The organism is Kitasatospora sp. NPDC091207 (assembly GCF_044768625.1).
Taxonomy (GTDB): domain Bacteria; phylum Actinomycetota; class Actinomycetes; order Streptomycetales; family Streptomycetaceae; genus Kitasatospora.
This window is the reverse complement of sequence record NZ_JBIVVS010000006.1, coordinates 60,676-86,485: the sequence shown is the minus strand read 5'-3', so window position 1 is coordinate 86,485 and position 25,810 is coordinate 60,676. Positions and strand designations below refer to the sequence as shown.

Below are 25,810 nucleotides of genomic sequence, written 5' to 3'. Positions count from 1 at the left end.
GGCGGACTGTGCCCGCCGCGGGGCCGCCGTGTAGTGTCCCCGCTGAAAGAAGTCGGGAGGTGACCGTGACGCAGTACGCCGGGGGTGGACAGGTCCCCCCACGTCCCGTCGCTCCGCCGGCCCCGCCGTACGCCGGCAGCGCCACCGCCGGTACCGCTCCGGGGGCGCCCCGGGGAGTACCGCAGACAGCGTCCCACTCCGTCCGCCACGGCGTGGCCCAGTCCGTGCGCGAGCCCGCGGGCCGGGTACCGTACGGCGGCCGTCCCGCCGTGCCGCCGACCGGTACCCCGCCGGCGCCCGCCGCGCCGCCCGCGCCGGCGCGGCCCGTGCCGCCCTCGGCTCCCGTGGTGGCGCCGCCCGCGCCGGTTCCCGCCGGGGCCACCGGGCACTTCCTGCTGCCCTCCGGCTCGCCCGTGCAGCTCCCGGCCCACCCGCCGCAGCCGCACACGCCGTCCGGACCGCTCGCCGTGCTGCTGATCGGCCCGGCCGGCGCTGGCAAGACCACCGTCGCCCGGCACTGGGCCGAGCGCCGGCCGACGCCCACCGCCCACATCAGCCTCGACGACGTCCGCGAGTGGGTGCAGGCCGGGTTCGCCAACCCGCAGTCCGGCTGGAACAACGCCTCCGAGGCGCAGTACCGGCTGGCCCGCCGCACCTGTGGCTTCGCCTGCCGCAACTACCTGGCCAACGGCATCTCCTGCATCATCGACGACGCCGTCTTCCCGGACCGCCCGGCGATCGGCCTCGGCGGCTGGAAGCGGCACATCGGCCCCGGGATGATCCCGGTGGTGCTGCTGCCCAGCCTGGACTCCGTGCTGAGCCGCAACGCCCGGCGCAGCGGCAACCGGCGGCTGAGCGACGAGGAGGTGGCCCGGATCCACGGGCGGATGGCCGGCTGGTACAACTCCGGGTTGCCGATCATCGACAACTCCCAGCTGGACGTCGCCGCCACCGCCGCCGAGCTGGACCGGGTGATCCTGGCCCGGCTGATGGGCATCCCGGTCCGCTGAGCCCGGTCCGCCCGGTCCGCCCGGTCCGCCCGGTCCGCTGAGCCCGGGCCGCGGGCCCCGGGCCCTGTCGCTGCCGGCTGCGATGATGGACGCGTCCTGTTCGACCACCCGGGGGAGCCGACGCCCGTGCCGGAAGGCCACATCATCCACCGCCTCGCCGCCGAGAACGCCAGGGTCTTCGGCGGCCGACCCGTCCGGGCCGGCAGCCCGCAGGGCCGGTTCGCCGACGGCGCCGCGCTGGTCGACGGCCAGGTGCTGACCGGGGCGGAGGCGATCGGCAAACACCTCTTCCTGGGCTTCGAGGGCGGCGGCTGGGTGCACGTCCACCTCGGCCTCTACGGCGGGTTCAGCTTCGGCGCCGGACCGGCGCCCGTGCCGGTCGGCCTGGTCCGGCTGCGGCTGGAGAACGACGACGCCTACGCCGACCTGCGCGGTCCCAACACCTGCGCGCTGATCACCGGTGCCGAGAAGGACGCCGTCGCGGCCCGCCTCGGGCCCGACCCGCTGCGCGCCGACGCCGATCCGGAGCTCGCCTGGCGGCGGGTCTCCGGCAGCCGGACGACGGTCGCCGCGCTGCTGATGGACCAGAAGGTGCTGGCCGGCGTCGGCAATGTGTACCGCGCCGAGGTGCTGTTCCGCCACGGCATCAGCCCGCACCGGGCCGGGCGCGACCTCACCCGGGCCGAGTGGGAGGCCGTCTGGGCCGACCTGGTCGCGCTGATGCGGGAGGGCGTCGGCGCCGGCCGGATCGACACCGTCCGGCCCGAGCACACCCCCGAGGCGATGGGGCGGCCCCCACGCGTGGACGACCACGGCGGCGAGGTGTACGTCTACCGCCGGGCCGCCCTGCCCTGCCTGGTCTGCGGCACCGACGTGCGGACGGAGCAGCACGCCGCGCGCAACCTGTTCTGGTGCCCCGCCTGCCAGCGGACCTAGCCGGGCCGCTCACCCGCGCCCGCCGCCCGGAGCGTCCGGGCGCCGTCCGGTGGCGCGGGTGAGCGGCCCGCGGGCCACGGCCAGGGCGGCGGCCGCGCCGGCCAGGCAGAGCGGGGTGTAGAGGGCCAGGTTGAGCCGGTGGAAGGCCGAGCCGGGCTCGGTGCCGGTCCCGCTCGCCCAGACCAGCCCGGCCAGCCCGCGCGCGAGCAGCCCGCCGGCCACCGCGCGCGGGCCCCAGCGCAGCACGACGGCGGGCAGCCGCCGGGCCGCGCCGTCGAGCAGCCCGCCGCGGGCGAGCACGACGGTCGCGCCCGAGCACAGCAGGGCGGCCAGGGGCAGTACCACGCGCGGGGTGAACGGCACCTCGGCGTTGAGCACCGCGCGCGAGAGCGATGCCGCGTCCGGTGCGGGCCAGGTGCTGCCGGTGGCCCAGTACACGTGCAGCAGGCCGTCGGCGGCGAGCACGACGGCGACGGCGAGGGCGGCGCTGCGGTGGCGGTTCACGGAGTCCTCCAGGGGTCCCGACGGTGTGTCACCCCGCAGGAGTGGGCGGCGCGGCAGTCCGTTCCGGTGGCGAGCGTCACACCGAAACCGGCGGGGGCGAGGGAACGTCCGGCCGGTTCGGGGCCTCTCACCCGGATGTGGATGGTCCCGAAGAACCCGATGCCGCCCCGGCCGAGCCGGATGTCGCCGCGCTGGTCCGCGCCGCCCAGCGGGGCGACCAGCTGGCCGTGGGCGAACTGCTGGAGCTGGTCACGCCCTACGTGCGCAGGCTCTGCGGCCCGATCGCGCTGGACGACGGCGCCGACGCCACCCAGGAGGCGCTGATCGCGGTCTTCCGCAAGCTGCGCCAGCTCCGGGAGCCGGCCGCGCTGTTCGGCTGGGTCCGCTCGATCGCCGTCCGCGAGGCCGTCCGGCACGTCCGGAGGGTCGCGTCCTGCGTCCCCGCCGACCTGTCGGAGCTGCCGCGCCCGGACGACCCGCAGCTCGCCACCGACATCGAGGACGTTCTGGCCCGGCTGACGCCCGAGCACCGCGCCGTCCTGGTGCTGCGTGACCTCGAAGGCCTGGACGAGCGTTCCACCGCCGAACTGCTGGGCGTGGCGACCGGCACCGTGAAGTCCCGGCTGTCCCGGGCCCGGCTCGGTTTCCGAAAGGCGTGGCAGCAGTGAGTGCGCAGACCCCCTGGCCGGTGGCCGGTTTCGACCCGGTGCGCCGCCTGCACGTCATCGCCGCCGTCACCCCCGGCGCGGCCGTCCGGGAGGCGCTGCTGGACGCGCCGTTCGACCAGGTCTGGGCGGCCGCGGCCGACCTGGAGGGCGGGCTGCCGCGCTGGCTGCCGGACATCCGCGAGGTCCGGCTGGCCGCACCCCGGGAGGGGGGCCGCCGGCAGGCCCTGGTGGTCGGCCGGACCAGGCTGCGGGCCCGCTTCGACCTTGAGCTGGAGCCCGGCTGGTGCCTGATGCGCAGCCGGTTCCTGCTCGGCGGCATGGCGGCCCGGGCGGAAGCGGAGGGCACCCGCTTCGCCTTCCTCGGCGCCTTCCGCACACCGGCCGGCGCTCTGGTGGGCCGCGCGCTGCGGCCCGCCACCGACCCGCTGGCCCGGCGCTCGCTCGGCCGGTTCGCCCGGCTGGTGCGGGAGGGATGATGCGGGCTCAGGATCCACCGTAGGCTGAGGGCCGGCACGGAGGGAGCGGGCGGATGGACGGCTACGAGGCGACCAACAGCGTGTCGGGCACGGTGTACGGCAACGTGGTGCAGGCGCACACCTTCGTCCAGGCGCCGGCGCCGCCCGCCGGGGTGCCCCGCCAGATCCGGCCGTCCAGCGGCGCGTTCGTCAACCGGGGCGTGGAACTCGCCGCGCTGACCGCCGCGCTGGAGCGGGCGGAGCCGCTGCGGCCGTCCGTCGTCGCGCTGACCGGGCTCGGTGGTGTCGGCAAGACCGAGGTCGTCGCGCGGTGGGCCGAGGAGCACGCCCGCCGCTTCCCGGGCGGCCAGTTGTACGCGGACCTCACCACCGTGCGCCACCAGGGCGGCGTCGACCTGGGCGAGGTGCTGGGCGGCTTCCTGCGGGCGCTCGGGGTCCACCGGGACTTCGTGCCCGAGCGGCTGCCCGAGCGCGCGGCGCTGTTCCGGACGGTCACCTCGGCGGGCGGGCTGCTGGTCTTCCTCGACAACGTCGAACACGCCTCGGAGGTCAGGACGTTGCTCCCGACGGCCGGGCTGGTCGTGGTCACCGGTCGGGCGCGGCTGCCGGGTCTGGCGATGGTGGGCGCGACCCTGCTCGACGTCGAGCCGCTGCGGCCGGAGGCCGGCTCGGAGCTGGTCCGCAGCTGGCTGGGCCCGGGGCGCGGCACCGACGACCAGCTCCACGACCTGGTGCGGCTCTGCGGCGGACTGCCGCTGGCACTCCAGGCGGTCGGGTCCGAGCTGATCACCCGCAGCGGACTGCCGGTGGAGCGGGTGGTGACCGAACTGGCGGACGAGGCCGGCCGGCTGGCGGCGATCGAGCACCGGGAGGGCTCCGTGATCGAACCGTTCGAGGCCGTGTACGCGCACTTCCCCGCGCACACCCGCCGGCTCTACCACCTGCTGGGGCTGCACCCGGGCTGGCACCTCACGCCCGAGCTGGCCGAGGCCGCCGGTGTCGAGCGGGCCGGCGAGGCCCTGGGCGAGCTGGTGCGGGCCCATCTGCTGCGCCCGGTGGTGGACGAGACCGCGGACCCGGCGGAGCGGTACCGCACCCATGACCTGGTGCGGTTGCACGCCCGGCGGCACGCGCGGGCCGACCCCGGGCGGGAGGAGCTGCTGCGGCGGATCGTGGCCCACTACCGGGGCCGGGCGGCGGCGGCCGACCGGGCGCTCGGTGACCGGATGCGGCTGCAGGAGCCCCCGGAGCCGTCGGTGCCCGGCTTCGCCGACCCGGTCGGGGCGATGGCCTGGCTGCAGGTCGAGCGGGCCGATCTGCTGGCGGTCCTGACGGCGGCCGCCGAGCAGGGCTGGCACGGTGAGGTCTGGCGGCTCTGCGAGTCGCTCTGGCCGCTGTACCACGGCCGGAAGCACTACGGCGACTGGATCGCCTCCCATCTCCTGGGCGTCGAGGCGGCGCAGTGGGACAACCGCCCGGACGCCGGGATCCGAATGCGCAACCAGCTGGCCCGGGCCCACTACGAGCTGGGGCGGTACCCGGCGGCGGCCGAGCAACTGGCCGCCGCGGCCGAGCTGCTGCCGCTGGTGGACGACCCGCGACTGGCCGGTGTGCTGGTCGAGACCGAGGCACTGCTCTGCCTGGCCGACGGGCGGCCGGAGCGGGCGGTGGAGCTGTTCACCCGGGCCCGGGAGGCCAACGCGGGGGACCCGCACGGTGTGGTGGTGCAGAGCTACCAGCTGGGCCGGGCCCTGGTCGCGGCGGGTCGCGCGGAGGCGGCGCTGGCCGTCCTGGCCGAGGCGACCGACCTGGCCGAGCGGACGCGGGACCGCTCGATGCTGGTGAAGCTGCCGCTCGTCCAGGGGCGTGCGCACCGGGCGCTGGGGCAGCCGGCCGAAGCCGTGCGGCTGGTCACCTCGGCGGCGGACCGGGCCGCCGCGCGGGACGAGCTGGTCAAGGAGGCCGAGGCTCGCGAGCTGCTCGCCGAACTGGCGGAGGAACTGGGCGACCGGGCGCTGGCCGCGGGTGCGCGGGCCCGGCTGCGGGAGTTGCGCGGGCGGGCCGGCGTCCTCGGCGGGCGCGAGGCGTAGACGGGCCGCCGAGCGCCGTCACGGCCGGGCGGTGACGGGCCCGGTCCGGGGCCGCCGAGCGCCGTCACGGCCGGGCGGTGAACGTGACCCGGACGCGGCGCTCGCCCGTGCGGACGGTGAGCCCGCTCTGCGGCAGGGCCGCCGGGTCACCGCCGTGCTGGAGCCAGAGGGCCACGGCCGCGCCGAGCAGCAGCGGGTCGAGCAGAGGCTTCGGTGCCCCCCACGGCCGCTCGGCTCGGGCCTCCAGCAGCAGGCCGGCGGGCAGCCGCAGCAGGTGGCGGCTCTTGCCGAGGGCGGCCACCGCCAGGCCGAGCCCGGGGGAGCGGAAGGCATCGGCCAGCCAGCGTTCGGCGGGCAGTTCGGCCCGGACCTCGGTACGGGCCAGCACCTCGGCGACGTCGCGCAGTTCGAGCCGGTGCTCTTCGGCGGCGACCGCGTAGATGCCGCGGGCGGGCCCGTGGTCCGGCCCGACGGGGTAGCGCCGCAGGGCGACCTCGGTGCCCGAGACCGTCCCCTCGGCGTCGTACGCCGACGGGCCGCGGGTGGTGCCCGGCAGCAGGCGCGGTTCGGGGTAGGGCGGCAGACGGGGTTCGCCGGCCGGTTCGTCCAGCCGTGGCAGGTAGGAGTAGAGCAGCGGGCGCAGTAGGCGGGCCGACTGCCCGCGCGCGCCGAGCGAGCGGTCGGTGAGCGGTCGCAGGGCCGCCGGATCGTGTTCGGCCACGGCCTGTTCGAGCTGGGCCAGCAGATCGCCGTCCGGGTCGAGCGGCGGCGCGGCCTGGCCGAAGGCGTAGCTGGGGGAGCGCGGGTCGAGCTCGTCGGCGCCGGTGGCGACCAGCAGGGTGTGGCGTTCCAGCGCGGCGCCGTAGAAGGAGACCGAGCCGTGGTCGCCGATCAGGCAGTCGGCGGCGACCAGCGCGGCCTGCCAGCCCTGGTGCGGCGGGACGAGCCGGAGCCCGGAGCGTTCGGCGGCGGCGAGCAGGGCCCGCGGATCGTGCCGGGCCCAGATGTTGGGGTGCAGGACGACGGCCACCGTGTACTCGTCGGCGGGGAGCCGGTCGACCAGCCGCAGCGGCAGCCGGGGGTGGCGGCCGAACAGGGAGTGCTCGCTCCAGGTGGAGTTGACCACGACCAGCCGGCGGCCGTCCACGGCGCCGAGCGCGGCCCGGTAGCCGTCCCGGGCGTCGAGGCTGTTCAGCATCCGGTCGAAGCACGGGTCACCGACCACCCGTGCGCGCGGCAGGGCCTCGGGGCAGGAGATCCGCAGCCGGTCCAGCTGTTCCTCGTGCGAGAGGCCCAGGACCTCGACGAACACCCGCCCGCGGTGGGTCAGTTCGCGGCGGGAGAGGCCGGCGGGGGTGACGGTGTCCCCGGTGGACTGGGACACCAGGCGGTTGTAGCCGGCTCCGTGCGGCAGGACGATCAGCGGGGCGTCCAGCCGGCCCATCGAGGAGTGGACGGCACAGGCGACGGCGAGGTCGAAGCGGTGCCGGGTGGCCTCCCGCCAGTCCAGGAGGGTGAACCCGGGCAGGCCGCGCAGGAACGCGTCCAGTCCGGCGGTGAAGGCCGAGCCGGGGTTGACGGTGAGGTAGAAGCGGACGCTGTCGCGGTCGCGGAGCAGGGTGAGCGCGTCGAGGACGCGGGTGGCGGACGTGAGGGTGCGGACGACCGCGAGGACGCGTGCCTCGACCGGCCGGGTGTTCCAGCGGTCGTCGTCGGGCCAGGCCCGGCCCCGGGGCCTGCGGCGGATCAGCACGCGATGATCGTACTCATCCGGGCGTGCGCCGGGGCGGTGGCCGGACGGTGGGTCAGCCGGCCGCGGTGGTGGGCTCGTGGGGCCCGGCCACGGGGGCCGGTTCGTGGTGCCCGGGTGCGGCGGTGGGCTCGTGGTGCCCGGGCGAGCCGGCGGGCTCGTGGTGCTCGGGCGAGCCGGCCGGTTCGTGGTGCTCGGCGGCGGCGCACGCGTCCAGCAGGGGGCGCATCGCCTCGTCCAGAAGCCGGTAGCGCACCACCCGCCCGTCCTTGTCGCCGGTGACCACGCCCGCCGTGCGCAGCAGCCGCAGTGCCTGCGAGACGGCCGGGTCGCGCATCCCGGTGGCGACCGCCAGGTCGGTGACGGCGAGCGGGCCGGCCCGGTGCAGGGCGAGCAGCAGGGCGAGCCGCCCGGGGTCGGCGAGCAACGAGAACCGCTCGGCCCAGGACCGGACGTGCCCGGTGTCGCCGATCGCGGCGATGGCCTCGCAGACCCGGTGCCCGTCGATGGTGCGGTGGCCCGCGCGGTCGGCCGGTACGAGATGCATGCGGACATTCTCGCAGCCCCGGGGCTGTGATTCCGGACACCTGCGTAGGTGCGCAGCCTTGCAAGGGTGTGGCGGGGGACCCTACGGTGTTGCCCGCCGTGGTGTTCGGGAAGACCGGTGACGGACTCTCAGGAGTCCGGAGTCCGGAGCGGCCCTCGCCACTGTGATCGGGGGAGTCGTCCGTGCCCACGACGCCACTGGGTGCCTCGCGCACCCGGGAAGGCGGGCACGGGAGCCCCGTAAGCCAGGAGACCGGCCACGGCATCTCACGAACGACTTTCCACGAGGTGCTGGAGCGTGATCCCACGATGAACCTGCCCGAAACCGCCGCCCCCGCGGCGCCGTCCGCCTTGCCCGCCTTCCGCTGGAAGCGTGAGGACACCATCCGTACGGCCGGGTTGATGGGGGTGATCCTGGCCATGCACGTGGTGGCGTTCGGGACGCTCTTCTTCCTGGTGGCACCCGAGGGCTACGCGGTCGGTACGCAGGTCTTCGGGGTGGGCCTGGGGATCACCGCCTACACCCTCGGCATGCGGCACGCCTTCGACGCCGACCACATCGCGGTGATCGACAACACCACCCGCAAGCTGATGGCGGACGGCAAGCGGCCCGTCTCGGTGGGCTTCTGGTTCGCCCTCGGGCACTCCTCGATGGTGGTCCTGATGGCCGCCCTGGTGGCGGGCGGCGCCCAGCTGGCCAACACGCTGATGGACGACGAGTCCCCCACCCACCAGTGGCTGGGCGTGGTGGGCACCTCGGCGTCCGGTGCCTTCCTGTACCTGATCGGCGCGCTCAACCTGGCCGCCCTGTTCGGCATCCTGAAGGTGTTCCGGTCGATGCGCGAGGGCCGCTTCGACGAGGCGGAGCTGGAGGAGCACCTCAACGCGCGCGGCCTGCTGGCCCGGGTGCTGAACCGGGCGACCCGCTCGATCACCCGGCCCGGCCAGATGTTCCCGGTGGGGATGGTGCTCGGCCTCGGCTTCGACACCGCGACCGAGGTGACGCTGATGGTGATGGCCGGCTCCGGCGCGGCCTCCGGGCTGCCCTGGTACGCGATCGTCTGCCTGCCGCTGCTGTTCGCGGCGGGGATGAGCCTGTTCGACACGCTGGACGGGACGTTCATGAACTTCGCGTACCAGTGGGCGTTCTCCAATCCGGTGCGCAAGGTGTACTACAACCTGACCATCACTGGGCTGTCGATCGCGGTGGCCTTCATCATCGGCACCATCGAGCTGGTCGGGGTGCTGCACGAGAAGCTGGACCTCACCGACCCGGTGAGCGGCTGGATCGCCGACCTCTCGCTGGACAACGTCGGCTACGTCATCGTCGGGCTGTTCGTGGTGGTCTGGGCAGCGGCGATCGCCTACTGGCGGCTGGCCGGTGTCGAGCGGCGCTGGAGTCCGCGGTCCACGCTGCCCGCGGGTGACGTGCCCGCCCAGGGGGCGGCGGCCGAGGACGCCGCCGACCTCGCCACGTAGCCGGGCGTCCTCGACGCGCGAGGCGGCGCCCACCCGAGCGGATCGGGTGGGCGCCGCCTCCGGCTGTCCGCCGGATCAGCCGTGCCGCGTGCCGTAGCGCTGGTGGAAGCGCTCGACGCGGCCGGCGGTGTCCAGGACGCGGGACCGGCCGGTGTAGAAGGGGTGGCTCGCCGCGGAGATCTCGACGTCGACCACCGGACGGGTGGTGCCGTCCTCCCGGGTGATCGTCCGGTCGCCGGTCAGGGTGGAGCGGGTCAGGAAGGTCAGGCCGCCGGCCGTGTCGCGGAAGACGACCGGGCGGTAGGAGGGGTGGATGCCGGGCTTCATCAGCGGGGCTCCTCTCGGGTCGGAGGGTGGGGCGGGGGAGTCGGGGTGCGGGCCGGTGCGGGCCGGGGTCAGCGCTCCTCGCGGAAGTCGACGTGCCGGCGCGCGGCCGGGTCGAACTTGCGCAGCACCAGCCGGTCCGGGTCGTTGCGGCGGTTCTTGCGGGTCACGTACGTGAAGCCCGTTCCGGCCGTGGACCTGAGCCTCACGACGGGGCGCAGTTCGCTGCTGGCCATGGGTCCTCCTCCTGGTCCGGGCGGCCCGGCGGGGCCGCCCCGGCGCCCGGTCGAGGCCGGACACCGAAATGGAAGTCGTTTTCGTGTGGTCCAACGCGGCCGCCGCCCGGCCCATTCCCGGGCCGTCGGGCCCGGCTCGGCCGCGGGCCGTCGGAGGTACTGCCGTCGGCCGCGCGCGACCGCGCACACGCCGGGGCTCACGACGGCCGGGCCCGCTCCGACCGCCCGTCCGGGGAGGCCGCCCGGCCATGCCCGTCCGCCCGCCACCGGCCCGGCTGCCCGGTCCGGGGCCCGGTCGGATCCGCTCGGCGGGCGGATCGTGGTGCGGCTCCGTAGGCTCGACGCATGTCTGATGCGTACGCGGGCCGGCGGGAGCGTCTGAGGGTGCACTGCAGTGCGACCGGGGCCGATGCGGCGCTGATCACCCGGGCGGCGAACGTGCGGTACCTGACCGGGTGCCCGCCGTGCGGCGCGACGCTGCTGCTGACCCGGGAGCAGGTCCTGCTGGCGCTGCCGGACGACCTGCCGCCGGACGACACCGGTGAGCACCTGATCGCCGAGGACGTCACCCGGGTACCGGTGGCGGCGGGGGCGGACACCGCGCTGGCCGGCGCCGCGGCCGCGGCCCGGCTCCGGGTCGGCGACCTCGCGGTGGAGGAGCACGACCTGACCGTCACCCGGCACCGGGCGGTGGCGGGCCTGGCCGAGGGCGTCCGGCTGGCCGATCTCGGCCGGGCGGTCGAGCGGCTGCGGGTGGTCAAGGACGAGCACGAGATCGCCGACCTGCGGATCGCGGCCGAGATCGCCGACCAGGCGCTCGGCGAACTGCTGGAGTCGATCCTGGTGGGCCGCACCGAGCGGCACCTGGCGATGGAACTGGAACGCCGGATGATCGACCACGGCGCGGACCGGGCGGCCTTCCCGGTCTCGGTCGGCACCGGCAGCCACTCCGGTCAGCAGGCCCACCAGCCCACCGACCGGCGGGTGGAGGAGGGCGACTTCCTCACCGTCGTCCTCGGCGCGCAGTACCGGGGGTACGGCGTCTCCACCGCCCGGACCTTCGTGATCGGCGCGGCCCCCGCGCCCTGGCAGGTGGAGCTGCACCGGCTGGTGTTCCGGGCCCAGCGGGCCGGGCGGGAGGCGCTCGGTCCGGGCGTCGAGCAGTACGTGCCCGACCAGGCCGCCCGGGAGATCCTCCACGCGGCCGGGCACACCGAGAGCTCGCCGCACCCCGTCGGGCACGGCATCGGGCTGGAGATCCGGGAGGCCCCGCGCCTCGGGCCGTCGGACATGGGTAAACTGGACAGCCGCGTGCCGGTCACCGTCGGTCCAGGGGTTCACCTCCCGGGCCGGGGCGGTGTCCGGATCGAGGACACGCTCGTGGTGCGCCCCCTCGAAGAGGGCGGGCCCGAGCTGCTCACCATCACCACCAAGGAGCTCCTCGCCCTGTGATCCGTGACCGCCCGGAGGCGGCCGCGGGCGGCAGGACGCGTCCCTTGGTTCCTTGACAGCTATATCCAGGAGTAAGTGCGCCCGTGGCTTCCACGAACGATCTCAAGAACGGCATGGTTCTCAAGCTGGAGGGCGGCAAGCTCTGGTCCGTCGTCGAGTTCCAGCACGTCAAGCCCGGTAAGGGCCCGGCCTTCGTGCGCACCAAGCTCAAGGAGGTCCTGACGGGCAAGGTCGTCGACAAGACCTTCAACGCCGGCACCAAGGTCGAGACCGCCAACGTCGACAAGCGTGGCATGCAGTTCTCGTACAAGGACGGCGAGAACTTCGTGTTCATGGACACGGACACCTACGACCAGACCACGATCGAGCCCGCCGTCGTCGGCGACGCCGCGAAGTACCTGCTGGAGGGCTTCGAGGCCCTGGTCGCCATGTACGAGGGCGCCCCCCTGTACATCGAGCTCCCGGCCTCGGTCGAGCTGACCATCTCCCACACCGAGCCGGGCGTCCAGGGCGACCGCTCCACCGGTGGCTCCAAGCCGGCCACCCTGGAGACCGGTGCCGAGATCGCCGTGCCGCTGTTCATCGTGACCGGCGAGAAGATCAAGGTCGACACCCGCGACGGCGGCTACCTCGGCCGGGTGAAGTAAGTCCGTGTCGGCCGCACGCAGTAAGGCCCGTACGCGAGCCTTCCAGATCCTCTTCGAGGCCGACCACCGCGGGGTCGACCCGCAGCGGGTCCTCGCCGACTGGGTGGCCCGGGCCCGGGAGCCCAAGCCGGACGAGGGCACCCCGCAGGTCGGTGAGTACACCATGGAGCTGATCGAGGGGTACGTCCAGCACGCCCGCCGGATCGACGACCTCATCTCCGAGTACGCGGTGGGCTGGACGCTCGACCGGATGCCGATCGTGGACCGCAACGTCCTGCGGCTCGGTGCGTACGAGCTCATCTGGGAGGACGGCGTCCCGGACGCGGTCGTCCTGGACGAGGCCGTCGAGATCGCCAAGGAGTTCTCCACGGACGACTCCCCGGCCTTCGTCAACGGCCTGCTCGCCCGCTTCCTGGAGCTCAAGCCGAGCATCCGCCGGTAGCGGCACCCGACGTACGGCCGCCGGACCCCGAACAGGGGTCCGGCGGCCGTCGTGCGTTCGGGCCGGGTGGCGTATGTTGGGTCCTACTCGCCAGTAACCTGGTGCGCCGGTGACCCCGCTCGCCGGTGATCCCGCAGCGAAGGGCAGGCCACCCCCCATGACCACGGCGATCCGCAGCGAGTTCGACCAGGGCATCGCCCTCAGCCGGCACCCGGCCGAGCCGGGCCGCTACGACGGTGAACTGGGCGCCGGCTGGCAGATCGGCGGCGGCGTCAACGGCGGGCTGCTGCTCGCGATGGCGGGTCACGCCCTCTCCCTGGAGCACGGCGGGCACGCCGACCCGGTCTCGATCAGCGGCTACTACCTCTCCGCCTCCCACCCCGGCCCGGCCACCGTCCGCACCGAGGTGCTGCGCAGCGGCCGCTCGCTCTCCACCGGCACCGCCTCGCTCAGCCAGGACGGCGTGGAGCGGCTGCGGGTGGTCGCCACCCACGGCGACCTCGCCGACGCGGCCGGCGACGTGCGCACCACCGCGGTGCCACCGCAGCTGCCGCCGCCGGACCAGTGCGTCGGCGTCGAGCACGCCCCCAAGGAGCTGATCGCGCAGGCCGCCCTGCTGGAGCGGTTCGACCTGCGGCTCGACCCGGCCACCATCGGCTGGGCGCTCGGGCAGCCCTCCGGCCACGGCCGGATCCAGGGCTGGTTCCGGCTCGCCGACGGCCGCGAGCCCGACCCGCTGCTGCTCCTGCTGGTCGCCGACGCGCTGCCGCCGGTCACCTTCGACCTCGGCATGCCCGGCTGGGCCCCCACCGTCGAGCTGACCGTCCACCTGCGGGCGAAGCCGGTGCCGGGCTGGCTGCGCGTCACCCACGCCACCCGCAACGTGGCCGGCGGCTACTTCGAGGAGGACGCCGAGGTCTGGGACGAGTCCGGCCGCCTCGTCGCCCAGTCCCGCCAGCTCGCCCGGGTCCCGCGTCCGGCGTGACCGGCCCGGCCTGACGGACGGGCCGCGCCCGGCCCGGCGGGCGCGCGACACGCCGGTCTCACGGTCGGTTACATTCCTGTGACACGCCGTACGTGTGCGACACGCGGGGCTGGGGAGGACAAGGTCGGCGGCAACCCCGCCGCTGACCGCCACCGCCCCAGGAGCCACCGATGAGCCGCAACGGCCGCGCCCGCCGCACCCCCGACTGCACCGCCGCCGGCCCCCGCCCGCGGGCGCGGGCGCGGGCGCGGCACGAGCGCCGCCGGGCGGACGGCGCCGAGCAGGCCTTCGTCATCGGTGTCCTGACCAGCGCCGCCGACTTCGAGCGCGCCGGCGCCTGGCGCCTCTCCGACGCCCCGGACTACGAGACCTACCTGCGGGAGACCGCCGACCTGCTCACCGAGGCCCGGCGCGGCTTCGACACCGTCCGGGCCCGGATGTTCCACCCGCAGGACTTCGAGGAGTTCTGCCTGCTGCACGGCCTCGACCCGGCCGAGCCGGGTGCCCGCGACCGCTACCTGGTCAATCCGCCGCTGCAGACCCAGCTGCTCGCCTACCAGGGCGAGGAGCTCGCCCTGGACTTCGTGCCCCGGCTGGTCCGGGCCCGGGAGAGCGGGCTGACCCTGCGCCACGCGGACCTGCTGCTGGACGGCGGGCTCTACGAGGAGCACGGCCGCGCCGTGCGGGAGGCGTACCGGCGCGGCGCCGAGGTGTTCCGGCGGATGCTGGTCGGCGCCGGTGGCGGGGTGTACGAGCTGCGCCTCGCGGTGGACGCGCCCGGTGGCCGGCTGACGGCCGCCGCCCGGGTGCTCCAGTGGGAGGACGGCGTGGTGCGGATCAACGACGAGGACCTGGAGCTGGTCTGCGCGGTGCTCTGCGCGGGTCTGGCCCGGGAGCTGCCGGGGCTCGCGGTGCTGCACGGCACGCGGGGCTCGACGGTGGACGGCGCGGACCGCGAGGAGGCCGCCGGCCGGCCCGGCGACGGAGCCGGTGACCAGGACCTCCGCCGGAGGGCGTGGGCCTGGGCCAGCGGCGGGCAGGACTGGGCGCCGGCCTCGGCGGCCGTGCGACTGGACGGGGTGGCGGCGGAGCCCGGGTACAGCCTGGGCACGGTCTGCTGAGTCCGGCCCGTCGGACCCTGCCTGCCGGACCCGGCCCGGCGCCGGCGGCCGGACGCGCGACGGCGCGGCCCCCCGTCCGGGGTGCCGCGCCGTGACGTTTCTGCTGGGCCCCGCCTGTTCCTGCTGGTGGAAGCCGGTGGGGCGAGCCTCAGCTCGCCTCCTCCTCGCGCACCGCACGGCGCGCGTCGGGGTTGAGCACACCCCAGGAGATCAGCTGCTCGGTCAGGATCGACGGGGACTGGTCGTAGATCACGGCCAGGGTGCGCAGGTCGTCCTGGCGGATCGAGAGCACCTTGCCGTTGTAGTCGCCGCGCTGGCTCTGGATGGTCGCGGCGTAGCGCTGCAGGGGGCCGGCCTTCTCGGAGGGGACCTGGGTCAGTCTCTCCAGATCCAGCACCAGGCGCGGCGGCGGCTCGGCCGCACCACCGGGCGTGCCGCCGGGCAGCAGCTCCTGCACCGGGACGCCGTAGAACTCCGCCAGCTCGGCCAGCCGCTGCACGGTGACCGCACGGTCACCGCGCTCGTACGAGCCGACGACGACTGCCTTCCAGCGCCCCTGGGACTTCTCCTCGACACCGTGCAGGGAGAGCCCCTGCTGAGTGCGGATCGCTCGGAGTTTTCCTCCGAGTTGCTTCGCGTAGTCGCTGGACATTGATCTCCCCGGACGAGATTGCTTCGCGTTCAGTGGTGGGTCACGGGCGATTGCCGACGCCGTTACCGGTGGGTTCGACGTCAGTCTCGTAACTCACTGTGAGGTTACGTAGAGTGAGGTAGCTGCGTCAAGCCGAATGGGGCAGTCGTGCGAATGGCCCGCGTCGGCGATGCGTCGAGGACGTTAACCCGATGAAGCGGAATCATGGACGCCGGTTTGCCGTCAGTCGCGCTGGTACGATGACCGGAGCCCGCGCCGCGTCGGCGGGGGCGTTCCAGACATCCTTTAAGGCCCGTCCAGTGAGGCGGGGAAGGAGGTCCGCTTCGGCATGACCACACATCACGAATCCACGCCGCGTCCACCGCACCAGGTGCTGGACGGCACGGACATCGCCCGGGTGATCACCCGGATAGCGCACGAGATCGTCGAGCGCGCCAAGGGCGCGGAGGACGTCGTGCTGCTCGGCATCCACACCAGGGGCGTGCACCTCGCCCGCCGCCTGCGCGACCGGCTGGTCCAGATCACCGGCCGGGAGATCCCGTTCGGGACGCTGGACATCACCATGTACCGGGACGACCTGCGGCTGAAGCCCGCCCGCGCCCTGGAGCACACCGAGATCCCGGCCGGCGGCATCGACGGCAGGCTCGTCGTCCTGGTCGACGACGTGCTCTTCTCGGGCCGCACCATCCGGGCCGCGCTCGACGCGCTCAGCGACATCGGCCGCCCGCGCGCCGTCCAGCTCGCCGTCCTGGTCGACCGGGGCCACCGCGAGCTGCCGATCCGCGCCGACTACGTGGGCAAGAACCTCCCCACCTCGCTGCGCGAGGCGGTGCAGGTCCGCCTGGCCGACAGCGACGGCGTGGACGCCGTCCTGGTCGGCGACCGCGACCACGCGGCCTCCTCGCGGCCCCCGCGTGGTGAGCGCACCCCGCCGGCCCCCGACTCCCAGCCGTCCGCACCGCACCTCCCGGAGTAGCCCGCGTGAAGCGCCACCTCGTCTCCGCCGCCGATCTCACCCGCGACGACGCGCTGCTGATCCTGGACACCGCCGAGGAGCTGGCCCAGCTCTCCGGACGGGCCGTCAAGAAGCTGCCTACGCTCCGTGGTCGAACGGTCGTCAACCTCTTCTTCGAGGACTCCACCCGCACCAAGACCTCCTTCGAGGTCGCCGAGAAGCGGCTCTCCGCCGACGTCATCAACTTCTCCGCCAAGGGCTCCTCGGTCTCCAAGGGCGAGAGCCTCAAGGACACCGCGCTGACCCTGCAGGCGATGGGCGCGGACGCGGTCGTCATCCGGCACCACGCCTCCGGCGCGCCGGCCCGGCTCGCCCAGTCCGACTGGCTGCACGGCAGCGTCATCAACGCCGGTGACGGCACCCACGAGCACCCCACCCAGGCCCTGCTCGACGCCTTCACCATGCGCCGCCACCTCAACGCGGGCCTCGGCCGCGACCTCGCCGGCCGGCGGGTGACCATCGTCGGCGACATCCTGCACAGCCGGGTGGCCCGCTCCAACGTCCACCTGCTCACCACCCTCGGCGCCCAGGTCACCTTCGTGGCCCCGCCGACGCTGCTGCCGATCGGCATCGACAACTGGCCCTGCGAGGTCAGCTACGACCTGGAGAGCGTGCTCCCCAAGACCGACGCGCTGATGATGCTCCGGGTGCAGCGCGAGCGGATGAACGCCGCCTTCTTCCCGACCGAGCGCGAGTACAGCCGCCGCTACGGGCTGGACGGCAGCCGGATGGCGCAGCTGCCCGACCACGCCATCGTGATGCACCCGGGCCCGATGGTCCGCGGCATGGAGATCACCGCCGACGTCGCCGACTCGCCGCGCTGCACCGTGGTCGAGCAGGTCGCCAACGGTGTCTCCGTCCGGATGGCCGTCCTGTACCTGCTGCTCGGCGGCGCCACGCTCGCCGACGCCGCCCCCCGCACCGACTCCGTGGAGACCGCTCAGTGACCACCTACCTGATCCGCAACGCCCAGATCCTCGGCGGCGCCCCGCAGGACCTCCACCTCGCCGACGGCGTGGTCAAGGAGATCGGCACCGGCCTCGCGGTCGAGGCGGACATCGAGATCGACGCCACCGGCCTGATCGTCCTGCCCGGCCTGGTCGACCTGCACACCCACCTGCGCGAGCCCGGCCGCGAGGACGCCGAGACGGTGCTCACCGGCACCCAGGCCGCCGCGATGGGCGGCTTCACCGCCGTGCACGCGATGGCCAACACCTTCCCGGTGGCCGACACCGCCGGCGTCGTCGAGCAGGTCTGGCGGCTCGGCCAGGAGTCCGGCTACTGCGACGTGCGCCCGGTCGGCGCCGTCACCGTCGGCCTGGAGGGCAAGAAGCTCGCCGAGCTGGGCGCGATGCACGACTCGGCCGCCGAGGTGCGGGTCTTCTCCGACGACGGCAAGTGCGTGGACGACGCGGTGATCATGCGCCGGGCGCTGGAGTACGTGAAGGCCTTCGACGGGGTCGTCGCCCAGCACGCCCAGGAGCCGCGGCTCACCGAGGGCGCCCAGATGAACGAGGGCCAGGTCTCCGGCGAGCTCGGGCTCGGCGGCTGGCCGGCCGTCGCCGAGGAGGCGATCATCGCCCGCGACGTGCTGCTCGCCGCGCACGTCGGCTCCCGCCTGCACGTCTGCCACGTCTCGACGGCCGGCTCGGTGGAGATCATCCGCTGGGCCAAGGCCAAGGGCTGGAACGTCACCGCCGAGGTGACCCCGCACCACCTGCTGCTGACCGACGAGCTGGTCCGCTCCTACGACCCGGTGTACAAGGTGAACCCGCCGCTGCGCACCGCGGCCGACGTCCAGGCACTGCGCAAGGCGCTCGCGGACGGCACCATCGACGCCGTCGCCACCGACCACGCCCCGCACCCGTCCGAGGACAAGGACTGCGAGTGGGCCGTCGCCGCGATGGGCATGGTCGGCCTGGAGACCGCGCTCTCGGTGGTGCAGCAGACCATGGTCGACACCGGCCTGCTGAACTGGGAGGGCGTCGCCGACCGGATGTCGCACCGCCCGGCCCGGATCGGCCGTCTCACCGGCCACGGACGGCCCGTCTCGGTCGGTGAGCCCGCCAACCTGGTGCTCTTCGATCCCGCGTACCGTGGTGCCGTGAATCCCGACAGCTTCGCCACCCGCAGCCGCAACACCCCCTACCGCGGGCTGGACCTGCCCGGACGGGTGCACGCCACCTTCCTGCGCGGCGCCGCCACCGTGCTGGCCGGCGAGCTGGTCGAGCAGGGCGGGCTCGCGTGAGCACCGTCACCCGGCTCGCCCAGGAGCAGGCCAGGGTCACCGACTGGCCCGCGTACATCGGCTGGGCCGTCGGCCTGCTGCTGGTGATCGGGCTGATCTACTGGCTGATGCGCCAGGGCTGGAACTGGCGGCGCACCCTGCAGTCCGGCATCCCGCCGCTGCCCGCCGTGCCGGCCCGTGCCGGCCGGACCATCCTGGAGACCAGCGGCCGGTACCACGGCACCACCACCGCCGGGAACTGGCTGGACCGGGTCGTGGCGCACGGCCTGGGCACCCGCAGCCGCGCCGACCTGACCCTCGGCGCGGACGGCCTGCTGGTGCAGCGCCCCGGCGACATCGACTTCTGGATCCCGGCCGAGCACCTGACCGGTGCCCGGACGGACTCCGGGATCGCCGGCAAGGTCGTCCCGTCCGGACTCCTCGTCGTCACCTGGACGCACGAGGGCACCGCGCTGGACTCCGGCTTCCGGGCCGACCACCCCGACGAGCACACCGCCTGGGTCGAGGCGATCGCTCACCTCGCAACACGTACGCAGACGAAGACGGAAGAGGCCGCTCAATGACCGCACCTGCCCCCACCACGCAGCGCCAACGGCGGGACCGTGTCCCCGCCGTGCTCGTCCTGGAGGACGGCCGGACCTTCCGCGGCCAGGCCTACGGCGCGATCGGCGAGACCTTCGGCGAGGCGGTCTTCAACACCGGCATGTCCGGCTACCAGGAGACCCTGACCGACCCGTCGTACCACCGCCAGGTGGTCGCGATGACGGCCCCGCAGATCGGCAACACCGGCTGGAACGACGAGGACGACGAGTCCCGCCGGATCTGGGTCGCCGGCTACATCGTCCGCGACCCCGCCCGGGTCGCCTCCAACTGGCGCTCGCGCCGCCCGCTCGACGAGGAGCTCGTCAACCAGGGCGTCGTCGGCATCAGCGGCATCGACACCCGCGCCCTCACCCGCCACCTGCGCGAGCGCGGCGCGATGCGCTGCGGCATCTTCTCCGGCCCGGCGCTGGCGGACGACGCCGCCCTGCTGGCCAGGGTGCAGCAGTCGCCCGAGATGAAGGGCGCCGACCTCTGCCCCGAGGTCGCCACCACCGAGGCGTACGTGGTGCCCGCCGTCGGCGAGAAGAAGTTCACCGTCGCCGCGCTGGACCTCGGCATCAAGGCGATGACCCCGCAGCGGATGGCCGAGCGCGGCATCGAGGTGCACGTGCTGCCCGCGAACTCCACACTGGAGGACATCTACGCCGTCGACCCGGACGGCGTCTTCTTCTCCAACGGTCCGGGCGACCCGGCCACCGCCGACCACCAGGTCGCCGTGGCGCAGGGCGTGCTGGAGCGCAGGACCCCGTTCTTCGGGATCTGCTTCGGCAACCAGATCCTCGGCCGGGCGCTGGGCTTCGGCACCTACAAGCTCAAGTACGGCCACCGCGGCATCAACCAGCCGGTGCAGGACCGCACCACCGGCAAGGTCGAGGTCACCGCGCACAACCACGGCTTCGCCGTGAACGCGCCGCTGGACAAGGTGAGCGACACGCCCTTCGGCCGGGTCGAGGTCTCCCACGTCTGCCTGAACGACGACGTGGTCGAGGGACTCCAGGCGCTGGACGTGCCCGCCTTCAGTGTCCAGTACCACCCCGAAGCGGCAGCCGGCCCGCACGACGCGGCCTACCTCTTCGACCGGTTCGTCGAGCTCATGCGAGGCGACGACAAGAACAGTGTTGAGCTCATGGAGGGCCAGCGTGCCTAAGCGCACCGACATCAAGTCCGTCCTGGTCATCGGGTCCGGCCCGATCGTGATCGGCCAGGCCGCCGAGTTCGACTACTCGGGCACGCAGGCCTGCCGGGTGCTCAAGGCCGAGGGCCTGCGGGTCATCCTGGTCAACTCCAACCCGGCCACGATCATGACCGACCCGGAGATCGCCGACGCCACCTACGTCGAGCCGATCACCCCGGAGTTCGTCGAGAAGATCATCGCCAAGGAGCGCCCCGACGCGCTGCTGCCGACCCTCGGCGGGCAGACCGCGCTCAACACCGCGATCGCGCTGGACGCCAACGGCGTCCTCGCCAAGTACAACGTCGAGCTGATCGGCGCGAAGGTCGACTCGATCCACAAGGGCGAGGACCGCGAGCTCTTCAAGGGCGTCGTCGAGGCCGTCAACGCCAAGATCGGCCACGGCGAGTCCGCCCGCTCGGTGATCTGCCACACCATGGACGAGGTGCTGGCCGGGGTCGACACCCTCGGCGGCTACCCGGTCGTGGTCCGCCCCTCCTTCACCATGGGCGGCGCCGGCTCCGGCTTCGCCCACGACGAGGAGGAGCTGCGCCGGATCGCCGGCCAGGGCCTGACCCTCTCGCCGACCACCGAGGTGCTCCTGGAGGAGTCCATCCTCGGCTGGAAGGAGTACGAGCTGGAGCTGATGCGCGACAAGAACGACAACGTCGTGGTCGTCTGCTCCATCGAGAACTTCGACCCGATGGGCGTGCACACCGGCGACTCGATCACCGTCGCCCCGGCGATGACGCTGACCGACCGCGAGTACCAGATCCTGCGCGACGTCGGCATCGCCGTCATCCGCGAGGTCGGCGTCGACACCGGCGGCTGCAACATCCAGTTCGCGGTCGACCCCGTGGACGGCCGGGTCATCGTCATCGAGATGAACCCGCGCGTCTCGCGCTCCTCGGCGCTGGCCTCGAAGGCGACCGGCTTCCCGATCGCCAAGATCGCCGCGAAGCTCGCCGTCGGCTACACCCTGGACGAGATCCCCAACGACATCACCGAGCAGACGCCGGCGTCGTTCGAGCCGACCCTCGACTACGTCGTGGTGAAGGTCCCGCGGTTCGCGTTCGAGAAGTTCCCGAGCGCCGACGCGACGCTGACCACCACCATGAAGTCGGTCGGCGAGGCCATGGCCATGGGCCGCAACTTCCCCGAGGCGCTCAACAAGGCGCTCCGCTCGCTGGAGAAGAAGGGCTCCCAGTTCACCTGGGCCGGCCCGGTCGGCGACAAGGCCGCGCTGCTGGAGAAGGCCGTGGTGCCCACCGACGGCCGGATCAACACCGTCATGGAGGCCATCCGGGCCGGCGCCACCGCGGCGGAGGTGTTCGAGGCCACCAAGATCGACCCGTGGTTCGTCGACCAGCTCTTCCTGCTGGACGAGATCGCCGCCGAGCTGGCCGAGGCCGACGAGCTCACCCCCGAGCTGCTGCGGCACGCCAAGCGGCACGGCTTCTCCGACCAGCAGATCGGCGAGATCCGCGGCCTGCGGACCGACGTGGTCCGCGAGGTCCGGCACGCGCTCGGCATCCGCCCGGTGTTCAAGACCGTCGACACCTGCGCCGCCGAGTTCGCCGCCAAGACCCCGTACTTCTACTCGTCCTACGACGAGGAGAACGAGGTCGCCCCGCGCACCAAGCCCGCGGTGATCATCCTTGGCTCGGGCCCGAACCGCATCGGCCAGGGCATCGAGTTCGACTACTCCTGCGTCCACGCCTCCTTCGCGCTGGCCGACGCCGGGTACGAGACCGTCATGGTCAACTGCAACCCGGAAACCGTCTCCACCGACTACGACACCTCCGACCGGCTCTACTTCGAGCCGCTCACCCTGGAGGACGTGCTGGAGATCGTCCACGCCGAGCAGCAGGCCGGACCGCTGGCCGGCGTGATCGTCCAGCTCGGCGGCCAGACCCCGCTCGGCCTGGCCCAGGCGCTCAAGGACAACGGCGTGCCGATCGTCGGCACCCAGCCCGAGGCGATCGACCTCGCCGAGGAGCGCGGCGCCTTCGGCCGCGTGCTGCGCGACGCCGGCCTGCCCGCCCCCAAGCACGGCACCGCCTTCTCCTTCGAGGAGGCCAAGGCGATCGCGGACGAGATCGGCTACCCGGTGCTGGCCCGCCCCTCGTACGTGCTGGGCGGCCGCGGCATGGAGATCGTCTACGACGAGCCCTCGCTGGCCTCCTACCTGGAGCGGCACGCCGGTCTGATCTCCGAGCACCCGGTGCTGATCGACCGCTTCCTCGACGACGCGGTGGAGATCGACGTCGACGCGCTCTACGACGGCACCGAGCTCTACCTCGGCGGCGTGATGGAGCACATCGAGGAGGCCGGCATCCACTCCGGCGACTCCGCCTGCGCGCTGCCCCCGATCACCCTCGGCGGCTACGACATCAAGCGGCTGCGGACCTCCACCGAGGCGATCGCCCGCGGCGTCGGCGTGCGCGGTCTGATCAACATCCAGTTCGCCCTCTCCGGCGACATCCTGTACGTGCTGGAGGCCAACCCGCGCGCCTCCCGCACGGTGCCGTTCACCTCCAAGGCCACGGCGGTGCCGCTGGCCAAGGCCGCCGCCCGGATCTCGCTCGGCGCCACCGTCGCCGAGCTGCGCGCCGAGGGCCTGCTCCCGGCCGAGGGCGACGGCGGCACCCTGCCCGCCGACTGCCCGATCTCCGTCAAGGAGGCCGTGATGCCGTGGAGCCGCTTCCGCGACATCTACGGCCGCGGCGTGGACACCGTGCTCGGCCCGGAGATGCGCTCCACCGGCGAGGTCATGGGCATCGACAAGGTCTTCGGCACGGCGTACGCCAAGTCGCAGGCCGGTGCCTACGGCGCGCTGCCGACCAAGGGCAAGGTCTTCGTCTCCGTCGCCAACCGGGACAAGCGCAACCTGGTCTTCCCGGCCCGCGCGCTGGTCGGCCTCGGCTTCGAGCTGCTCGCCACCGCCGGCACCGCCGAGGTGCTGCAGCGCGGCGGCATCCCCGCCACCGTGGTGCGCAAGCACAGCGAGGGCGAGGGCCCGAACGGCGAGCAGACCATCGTCCAGCTGATCCACGGCGGTGAGGTCGACCTCATCATCAACACGCCGTACGGCACCGGTGGCCGCCTCGACGGCTACGAGATCCGCACCGCCGCCGTCTCGCGCGGCGTGCCGTGCCTGACCACCGTCCAGGCCATGGGCGCGGCCGTCCAGGGCATCGACGCGCTGCTGCGCGACGAGGTCGGGGTGATGTCGCTCCAGGAGCACGCCCAGCTGATCAACGCCGGCCGCGCGAAGTAGCACCACCTCAGTGGGGGGCACCGAACCGCCGGGTGCCCCCCACTTCCATTCCCACCCTCCCCCAGCCTTCGGCCGGGGGTACCCCCAGGCCCGCCATCACCGTTCTTCCGACGGACTGGGCCCGCCCCCCGATGGAGGACCGCTTTGTACAAGCTCCTGTTCGACCTCGTCTTCAAGAAGATGGACCCCGAGAAGGCCCACCACCTGGCCTTCTTCTGGGTCCGGCTGGCCTCCTCGGTGCCCGGCCTGCGCGGCCTGGTGCGGCTGGTGCTCGCCCCGCGCGACCGGGCGCTGCGCACCACGGCCCTCGGCCTCGACCTGCCCGGCCCGTTCGGCCTGGCGGCCGGCTTCGACAAGAACGGCGTCGGCATCGACGGACTGTCGATGCTCGGCTTCGACTACGTCGAGATCGGCACCGTCACCGGTGAGCCGCAGCCCGGCAACCCGGCCCCGCGGCTGTTCCGCCTGGTCGAGGACCGCGCGCTGATCAACCGGATGGGCTTCAACAACCAGGGCTCGGCCCGGGTCGCCGCCCGCCTCGCCCAGCGCCCGCACACCTCCTCCACCCCGGTCGTCGGCATCAACATCGGCAAGACCAAGGTGGTCGAGGAGGCCGACGCGACCGCCGACTACGTGAAGTCGACCGAGCGGCTGGCCAAGTACGCCGACTACCTGGTGGTCAACGTCAGCTCCCCGAACACCCCGGGCCTGCGCAACCTCCAGGCCGTCTCGCACCTCGGCCCGCTGCTCGCCGCCGTCCGCGAGGCCGCCGACCGCTCCACCGCGCACCACGTGCCGCTGCTGGTCAAGATCGCCCCCGACCTGGCCGACGAGGACGTCGACGCGGTCGCCGACCTCGCGCTGGAGCTGGGCCTGGACGGCATCATCGCCACCAACACCACGATCGGCCGCGAGGGCCTGCGCGAGAGCGCCGCCCGGATCGAGGAGATCGGCATGGGCGGCCTGTCCGGCGCCCCGCTCAAGGCCCGCGCGCTGGAGGTGCTGCAGCGCCTGCGCGCCCGCACCGAGGGCCGGCTGACCCTGGTCTCGGTCGGCGGCATCGAGACCGCCGAGGACGCCTGGCAGCGCATCGTCCACGGCGCCGACCTGGTCCAGGGCTACAGCGCCTTCATCTACCAGGGTCCGTTCTGGTGCCGGCGCGTCCACAAGGGCCTCTCGGCCCGCGTCCGGGCCGGCGGCTTCCGCGACCTGGCGGCCGCCGTCGGCAGCGCCAAGGCCTCCTGAGGCCCGCCGCCGGGCCCCGCGCCCTCCGCACCCCCCACCCCCCGCCCCCTCACCCACGCCCTACGCCCCGGAAGGACGTCATGACCCTCGCCCCCTTCGGCGCCCGCCTGCGCCACGCCCTCGACACCCGCGGCCAGCTCTGCGTCGGCATCGACCCGCACGCCTCCCTGCTCGCCGCCTGGGGCCTGGAGGACTCCGTGGCGGGCCTGGAGACCTTCAGCCGCACCGTGGTGGAGGCCCTGGCCGACCGGGTGGCCGTGCTCAAGCCCCAGGCGGCCTTCTTCGAGCGCTTCGGCTCCAAGGGCGTCGCGGTGCTGGAGAAGTCCGTCGAGGAGGCCCGGGCGGCCGGCGCGCTGGTCCTGATGGACGCCAAGCGCGGCGACATCGGCTCCACCATGGCCGCCTACGCCGAGGCCTTCCTGGCGCCGGGCAGCCCGCTCTTCTCGGACGCCGTCACCGTCAGTCCCTACCTGGGCTTCGGCTCGCTGCGCCCCGCGCTCGACCTGGCGGCGGCCAACGGCGCCGGGGTGTTCGCGCTGGCGCTCACCTCCAACCCGGAGGGCGCGGAGGTGCAGCGCGCGACCGGCGCGGACGGCGCGTCGGTGGCGGCCTCGGTGCTGCGGCAGCTGGCCGCCGAGAACGCCGGAGCCGAGCCGCTCGGCTCCTTCGGCGCGGTGGTCGGCGCGACGCTGGCCGACGCCGGTGTCGACCTGGCGATCAACGGCCCGCTGCTGGCCCCGGGGATCGGCGCCCAGGGCGCCACGATGGCCGACCTGCCGCGGGTGTTCGGCGCCTCGGTGCGCAACGTGGTGCCCAGCGTCAGCCGTGACGTCCTGCGGCACGGCCCGTCGGTGCCGGCCCTGCGGGAGGCCGCGGAGCGCTTCGTCCAGGAGTACGCGGACGCGGTGAAGTAGCGGGCGCCGCAGCGCT

General features: G+C 73.9%; 24 protein-coding genes, 1 pseudogene and 1 riboswitch. Of the genes and pseudogenes, 19 read left to right on the top strand and 6 right to left on the bottom strand.

Annotated elements, in window-relative coordinates; translation table 11 throughout:
• Window positions 1–65 precede the first annotated feature (65 nt).
• Window positions 66–1,010, top strand: a complete 945-nt coding sequence (locus tag ACIQTO_RS13490; protein WP_402387719.1) for an AAA family ATPase — start codon at window positions 66–68, stop codon at window positions 1,008–1,010.
• 126 nt (window positions 1,011–1,136) lie between these two features.
• The gene (locus tag ACIQTO_RS13485) at window positions 1,137–1,946 is read left to right on the top strand and encodes an Fpg/Nei family DNA glycosylase (protein ID WP_402387219.1); all 810 of its coding nucleotides are present in this window, start codon (window positions 1,137–1,139) and stop codon (window positions 1,944–1,946) included.
• A gap of 9 nt (window positions 1,947–1,955) precedes the next feature.
• Here ACIQTO_RS13485 and ACIQTO_RS13480 read toward each other — a convergent pair whose 3' ends face one another.
• Window positions 1,956–2,450 carry a DUF3995 domain-containing protein gene (locus tag ACIQTO_RS13480; RefSeq protein ID WP_402387216.1) on the bottom strand — a complete coding sequence of 165 codons (495 nt, stop codon included), beginning with the start codon at window positions 2,448–2,450 and terminating at the stop codon, window positions 1,956–1,958.
• A 137-nt stretch (window positions 2,451–2,587) separates the two neighbouring features.
• On the opposite strand from ACIQTO_RS13480, the gene ACIQTO_RS13475 reads away from it, so the two are divergent.
• Genes ACIQTO_RS13475 through ACIQTO_RS13465 form a run of 3 tightly spaced genes read left to right on the top strand, consistent with a single transcriptional unit; the run spans window position 2,588 to window position 5,684 of the window.
• Complete coding sequence (locus ACIQTO_RS13475; protein ID WP_402387213.1) at window positions 2,588–3,118, top strand: RNA polymerase sigma factor; 531 nt, start codon at window positions 2,588–2,590, stop codon at window positions 3,116–3,118.
• Window positions 3,115–3,594 carry an SRPBCC family protein gene (locus ACIQTO_RS13470; protein WP_402387210.1) on the top strand — a complete coding sequence of 160 codons (480 nt, stop codon included), beginning with the start codon at window positions 3,115–3,117 and terminating at the stop codon, window positions 3,592–3,594. Before ACIQTO_RS13475 ends, ACIQTO_RS13470 begins: the two co-directional genes overlap by 4 nt.
• Before the next feature lie 53 nt (window positions 3,595–3,647).
• Window positions 3,648–5,684, top strand: a complete 2,037-nt coding sequence (locus tag ACIQTO_RS13465) for a hypothetical protein (RefSeq protein WP_402387207.1) — start codon at window positions 3,648–3,650, stop codon at window positions 5,682–5,684.
• Window positions 5,685–5,748: 64 nt separating this feature from the next.
• Here ACIQTO_RS13465 and ACIQTO_RS13460 read toward each other — a convergent pair whose 3' ends face one another.
• Complete coding sequence (locus ACIQTO_RS13460) at window positions 5,749–7,437, bottom strand: hypothetical protein (RefSeq protein WP_402387204.1); 1,689 nt, start codon at window positions 7,435–7,437, stop codon at window positions 5,749–5,751.
• Window positions 7,438–7,639: 202 nt separating this feature from the next.
• Window positions 7,640–7,981: pseudogene (locus ACIQTO_RS13455) on the bottom strand (ArsR/SmtB family transcription factor); the annotation flags it as partial.
• An 82-nt stretch (window positions 7,982–8,063) separates the two neighbouring features.
• A riboswitch (cobalamin riboswitch) is annotated at window positions 8,064–8,257 on the top strand.
• Between the two features lie 32 nt (window positions 8,258–8,289).
• Here ACIQTO_RS13455 and ACIQTO_RS13450 point away from each other — a divergent pair.
• Window positions 8,290–9,459 (top strand): HoxN/HupN/NixA family nickel/cobalt transporter, encoded by a 1,170-nt coding sequence (locus ACIQTO_RS13450; protein ID WP_402387201.1) that lies wholly within the window; start codon window positions 8,290–8,292, stop codon window positions 9,457–9,459.
• 75 nt (window positions 9,460–9,534) lie between these two features.
• Here the strand turns inward: ACIQTO_RS13450 and ACIQTO_RS13445 are convergent, their stop codons facing one another.
• Window positions 9,535–9,786, bottom strand: a complete 252-nt coding sequence (locus tag ACIQTO_RS13445) for a type B 50S ribosomal protein L31 (RefSeq protein ID WP_402387198.1) — start codon at window positions 9,784–9,786, stop codon at window positions 9,535–9,537.
• 68 nt (window positions 9,787–9,854) lie between these two features.
• On the bottom strand, window positions 9,855–10,019 hold the full coding sequence (rpmG, locus tag ACIQTO_RS13440) for a 50S ribosomal protein L33 (RefSeq protein ID WP_402387195.1): 165 nt from the start codon (window positions 10,017–10,019) through the stop codon (window positions 9,855–9,857).
• 345 nt (window positions 10,020–10,364) lie between these two features.
• On the opposite strand from rpmG, the gene ACIQTO_RS13435 reads away from it, so the two are divergent.
• The 5 genes from ACIQTO_RS13435 (at window position 10,365) to ACIQTO_RS13415 (ending at window position 14,666) form a co-directional block, all read left to right on the top strand.
• Window positions 10,365–11,471 carry a M24 family metallopeptidase gene (locus ACIQTO_RS13435; protein WP_402387192.1) on the top strand — a complete coding sequence of 369 codons (1,107 nt, stop codon included), beginning with the start codon at window positions 10,365–10,367 and terminating at the stop codon, window positions 11,469–11,471.
• Window positions 11,472–11,554: 83 nt separating this feature from the next.
• Complete coding sequence (efp, locus tag ACIQTO_RS13430) at window positions 11,555–12,118, top strand: elongation factor P (RefSeq protein WP_402387189.1); 564 nt, start codon at window positions 11,555–11,557, stop codon at window positions 12,116–12,118.
• 4 nt (window positions 12,119–12,122) lie between these two features.
• Window positions 12,123–12,560, top strand: coding sequence for a transcription antitermination factor NusB (nusB, locus tag ACIQTO_RS13425; protein ID WP_329486782.1), 438 nt, complete (start codon window positions 12,123–12,125; stop codon window positions 12,558–12,560).
• Window positions 12,561–12,717: 157 nt separating this feature from the next.
• Entirely contained in the window at window positions 12,718–13,545 is an 828-nt protein-coding gene (locus tag ACIQTO_RS13420; protein ID WP_402387186.1) for a thioesterase family protein, read from the top strand.
• A gap of 170 nt (window positions 13,546–13,715) precedes the next feature.
• On the top strand, window positions 13,716–14,666 hold the full coding sequence (locus tag ACIQTO_RS13415; protein WP_402387184.1) for a hypothetical protein: 951 nt from the start codon (window positions 13,716–13,718) through the stop codon (window positions 14,664–14,666).
• A gap of 148 nt (window positions 14,667–14,814) precedes the next feature.
• Here the strand turns inward: ACIQTO_RS13415 and ACIQTO_RS13410 are convergent, their stop codons facing one another.
• Entirely contained in the window at window positions 14,815–15,318 is a 504-nt protein-coding gene (locus ACIQTO_RS13410) for a transcriptional regulator (protein ID WP_031072501.1), read from the bottom strand.
• 328 nt (window positions 15,319–15,646) lie between these two features.
• Here ACIQTO_RS13410 and pyrR point away from each other — a divergent pair, with 328 nt between their 5' ends.
• From pyrR to pyrF, 8 genes are all read left to right on the top strand, one after another.
• Window positions 15,647–16,294, top strand: a complete 648-nt coding sequence (pyrR, locus tag ACIQTO_RS13405) for a bifunctional pyr operon transcriptional regulator/uracil phosphoribosyltransferase PyrR (RefSeq protein ID WP_402387180.1) — start codon at window positions 15,647–15,649, stop codon at window positions 16,292–16,294.
• A gap of 5 nt (window positions 16,295–16,299) precedes the next feature.
• On the top strand, window positions 16,300–17,280 hold the full coding sequence (locus ACIQTO_RS13400) for an aspartate carbamoyltransferase catalytic subunit (protein WP_402387178.1): 981 nt from the start codon (window positions 16,300–16,302) through the stop codon (window positions 17,278–17,280).
• Window positions 17,277–18,581 carry a dihydroorotase gene (locus ACIQTO_RS13395; RefSeq protein WP_380574896.1) on the top strand — a complete coding sequence of 435 codons (1,305 nt, stop codon included), beginning with the start codon at window positions 17,277–17,279 and terminating at the stop codon, window positions 18,579–18,581. The genes ACIQTO_RS13400 and ACIQTO_RS13395 overlap by 4 nt, the downstream gene beginning before the upstream one ends.
• Window positions 18,578–19,144 carry a hypothetical protein gene (locus tag ACIQTO_RS13390; protein WP_380574897.1) on the top strand — a complete coding sequence of 189 codons (567 nt, stop codon included), beginning with the start codon at window positions 18,578–18,580 and terminating at the stop codon, window positions 19,142–19,144. Before ACIQTO_RS13395 ends, ACIQTO_RS13390 begins: the two co-directional genes overlap by 4 nt.
• Window positions 19,141–20,331: a glutamine-hydrolyzing carbamoyl-phosphate synthase small subunit gene (gene carA, locus ACIQTO_RS13385; protein ID WP_402387174.1), complete on the top strand. Its 1,191-nt coding sequence runs from the start codon at window positions 19,141–19,143 to the stop codon at window positions 20,329–20,331. The genes ACIQTO_RS13390 and carA overlap by 4 nt, the downstream gene beginning before the upstream one ends.
• Complete coding sequence (gene carB / locus ACIQTO_RS13380; RefSeq protein ID WP_402387171.1) at window positions 20,324–23,635, top strand: carbamoyl-phosphate synthase large subunit; 3,312 nt, start codon at window positions 20,324–20,326, stop codon at window positions 23,633–23,635. The genes carA and carB overlap by 8 nt, the downstream gene beginning before the upstream one ends.
• A 144-nt stretch (window positions 23,636–23,779) precedes the next feature.
• Complete coding sequence (locus tag ACIQTO_RS13375; protein WP_402387168.1) at window positions 23,780–24,880, top strand: quinone-dependent dihydroorotate dehydrogenase; 1,101 nt, start codon at window positions 23,780–23,782, stop codon at window positions 24,878–24,880.
• Between the two features lie 80 nt (window positions 24,881–24,960).
• Entirely contained in the window at window positions 24,961–25,794 is an 834-nt protein-coding gene (gene pyrF, locus ACIQTO_RS13370; protein ID WP_402387165.1) for an orotidine-5'-phosphate decarboxylase, read from the top strand.
• Window positions 25,795–25,810 lie beyond the last annotated feature (16 nt).